Here is a 2,785-nt window from a genome sequence, read left to right as displayed (position 1 = left end):
AAAAACCGGTGCCGATCATCGTGGCGACGGCAAGCGCATAAGTCAGGAAGGTGCGTTGCATGAGAAACTCCTAGATCAACCTGCATTTGAAAAATGCGGGAGGCCTCTGTCAAAATTCTGGAGGACTCTATCGGTTTCGATACGCCGCGAAAAGACCATTTGAACCGGTTAAGATTCTATCCGACGCACTTCGTGCAGATTTTTTCTCTCAGCGAAAAAAAATTCAAAAACCTTTGCAAAGGCTATTGACCCAGGGGAGCGTTGGCGGGACTGTGTGCGCATAACAACAATAAGGAAACTGTTTATGTCCAATCTAAGCGGCAATAATTTGCAGCAATCGGGTCGGCGGATCCGACTGGCACCTTCTCATCCACTCGAAGTTTTTACGGATGCAAAGGAAGCGGTCGCGCGGCTGATCGAAATTTTTGAAGACAACACTTCATTCCTGCGTTCGCATTTTCAGGATCTTCTTGAAGGCAAGGAGATTGAGGGGAGAATTCGCGCGTTTTATCCGCAGGTGCAGATTGTCACCGACAGCCATGTCCGTCTGGACAGCCGGCTTTCCTATGGTTTTGTTTCAGGACCAGGAACACACGCCTCGACAATCACCCGCCCGGACCTTTTCAAACATTACCTGGAATCGCAGCTGAAGCTGCTGATGAACAATCATGATGTTCCGATCCAGGTCGGCGACAGTGACATGCCGATACCGCTTCACTTTGCCTTTTATGATGGCACACATGTGGAAGGTGGAGCGGCCGCGGCAAATCTGGACCGACCGCTCGCCGACATTTTCGATCTGCCCGACCTGACCGTGATGGACGACTCCATCGCTAACGGTACCTATGAGCCGGCCAACGGCATCATGCCGCTTGCGTCCTTCACTGCACCGCGGGTTGATTATTCCCTGCATAGGTTGCAGCACTACACCGCAACGGCTGCGGAGCACTATCAGAACTATGTTCTGTTCACGAATTACCAGTTCTACATCGACGAATTCTGCCGTATGTCGCATGAGTTGCTTGCCGATCCCGATAGCGGTTATGAGGCATTCGTTGCACCTGGAAATCTGGTTACGGAAGCTGGTCAGAGCGAGCCATCCTGTGGTGCAGAGCCGGCTAAATTGCCGCAAATGCCTGCATATCACCTGAAGCGGGCCGACGGTAGCGGCATCACAATGGTCAATATCGGCGTCGGCCCTTCCAACGCCAAAACCATCACTGACCATGTAGCGGTGCTCCGTCCTCACGTCTGGCTGATGCTCGGGCACTGCGCCGGCCTCAGGAACAGTCAGACGCTTGGTGATTATGTGCTTGCCCACGGCTATGTCCGCGAGGATAACGTCCTCAATCAGGATTTGCCGATCTGGGTACCGATCCCACCGCTCGCAGAAGTACAGGTTGCACTGGAAGATGCGGTTGCCGAAATCACCGGATATGACGGCTTTGATCTCAAAAGGGTCATGCGTACGGGCACAGTCGTGTCCCTCGATAACCGCAATTGGGAACTCTGGGATCAGCCGGAACTGGTGAAGCGCTTTTCCCAGTCTCGCGCCATCGCGCTCGATATGGAATCGGCAACGATTGCAGCAAACGGCTTCCGTTTCAGGGTGCCTTATGGAACATTGCTTTGCATCTCCGACAAACCACTTCACGGTGAGCTGAAGCTGCCGGGAATGGCGACTGATTTTTATACGCGTCAGGTTGCCCAGCATCTGCAGATTGGGATCAGGGCCATGGAAAAGATGCGCGCCATGACCGCTGAACGCCTGCACTCACGCAAACTCAGAAGCTTTGCCGAAACGGCGTTCCAGTAGGGTCGCTGAATGAGGACTGACTGGAAAGTCAGTCTGAAGGATCCAAGAAAGCAAAAAGCGCGGCATCGGACCGCGCTTTTTATGTTCTGCAAGATTTCAGAGAACTTATTCGGCTTCATCCGCCGGAGCTGCGTTCAAGAGGCCATAACGCTCTTCGCCGATCTTCTCCAGAAGTTCCAGCTGGGTTTCCAGGAAGTCGATATGGCCTTCCTCGTCTTTCAGCAATTCTTCAAACAGAGCCATGGAGACGTAATCGCCTTCTTCGCGGCAGATTTCGCGGGACTTGGCATAAGAAGTGCGCGCGTCATATTCGCCAGCAAGATCGGATTCAAGGACTTCCTTGACGTTCTGTCCGATGCGCAGCGGTGACACTTTCTGCATGTTCGGCAGACCTTCCAGGAAGATGATCCGGTCAGTCAGCTTGTCTGCGTGATGCATTTCCTCGATGGATTCTTCACGCTCTTTTTTCGCAAGACGCGTGAAACCCCAGTCGCTTAAGAGGCGATAATGTAGCCAGTACTGGTTGATTGCGCCAAGCTCCAGAAAGAGAGCCTCGTTCAGGCGCTTGATAACCTTAGCATTCCCTTTCACGGCGATGCCTCCTTAAAATTGATTAGGTGCGCAGTTTAGAATTATTCTAGTCTTGAAGTCCAGCGGCAATTCTGCTCGTTCGGAAAAAAGTGCAGCCAACCAATAAAAAACGGGATTGGATGGTGAGATTTGAGACTGACACCGGTAGTTTCCGGGGTGAAACCGAAGTGGCGCGGCCTCTCGCGAGACCGCGCCTGAGACGGGCACGGGAATTGAGCATGGTGGCGCCCGCCTGTCCCCCGGTCAGTTGGGGAGAATCACGGCGTCGATGACGTGGATAACGCCGTTGGAGGCTTCAATGTCCGGAGTTACGACATTTGCGTCGTCCACCTTGACGCCATCTGTTGCATCGACAGAGATCGCGCTGCCTTGAACGGA

The 2,785-nt window shown here is 53.1% G+C and carries 3 protein-coding genes; 1 reads left to right on the top strand and 2 read right to left on the bottom strand.

Annotated features, from left to right (window positions below; translation table 11 throughout):
* The first annotated feature begins 304 nt into the window (after positions 1–304).
* Complete coding sequence (locus K5905_RS31095) at positions 305–1,816, top strand: AMP nucleosidase (RefSeq protein ID WP_297591586.1); 1,512 nt, start codon at positions 305–307, stop codon at positions 1,814–1,816.
* A gap of 105 nt (positions 1,817–1,921) precedes the next feature.
* On the opposite strand, the gene bfr is transcribed toward K5905_RS31095, so the two are convergent.
* Together bfr and K5905_RS31085 are read right to left on the bottom strand one after the other, a co-directional pair.
* Positions 1,922–2,407, bottom strand: a complete 486-nt coding sequence (gene bfr, locus K5905_RS31090) for a bacterioferritin (RefSeq protein ID WP_297591585.1) — start codon at positions 2,405–2,407, stop codon at positions 1,922–1,924.
* Between the two features lie 243 nt (positions 2,408–2,650).
* Positions 2,651–2,785: fasciclin domain-containing protein (locus tag K5905_RS31085; RefSeq protein WP_297591587.1), on the bottom strand; the 135-nt coding region annotated here is incomplete at its 5' end.

It is taken from the genome of Roseibium sp. (assembly GCF_025698965.1).
Lineage (GTDB): Bacteria > Pseudomonadota > Alphaproteobacteria > Rhizobiales > Stappiaceae > Roseibium.
The sequence above is the reverse complement of the archived record's forward strand: the minus strand, read 5'-3'. Positions and strand labels throughout refer to the sequence as shown.

Excerpts from the sequence above, each read along its gene's own strand:
- K5905_RS31095 (WP_297591586.1), top strand. The coding sequence starts at position 305 with ATGTCCAATCTAAGCGGCAATAATTTGCAGCAATCGGGTCGGCGGATC.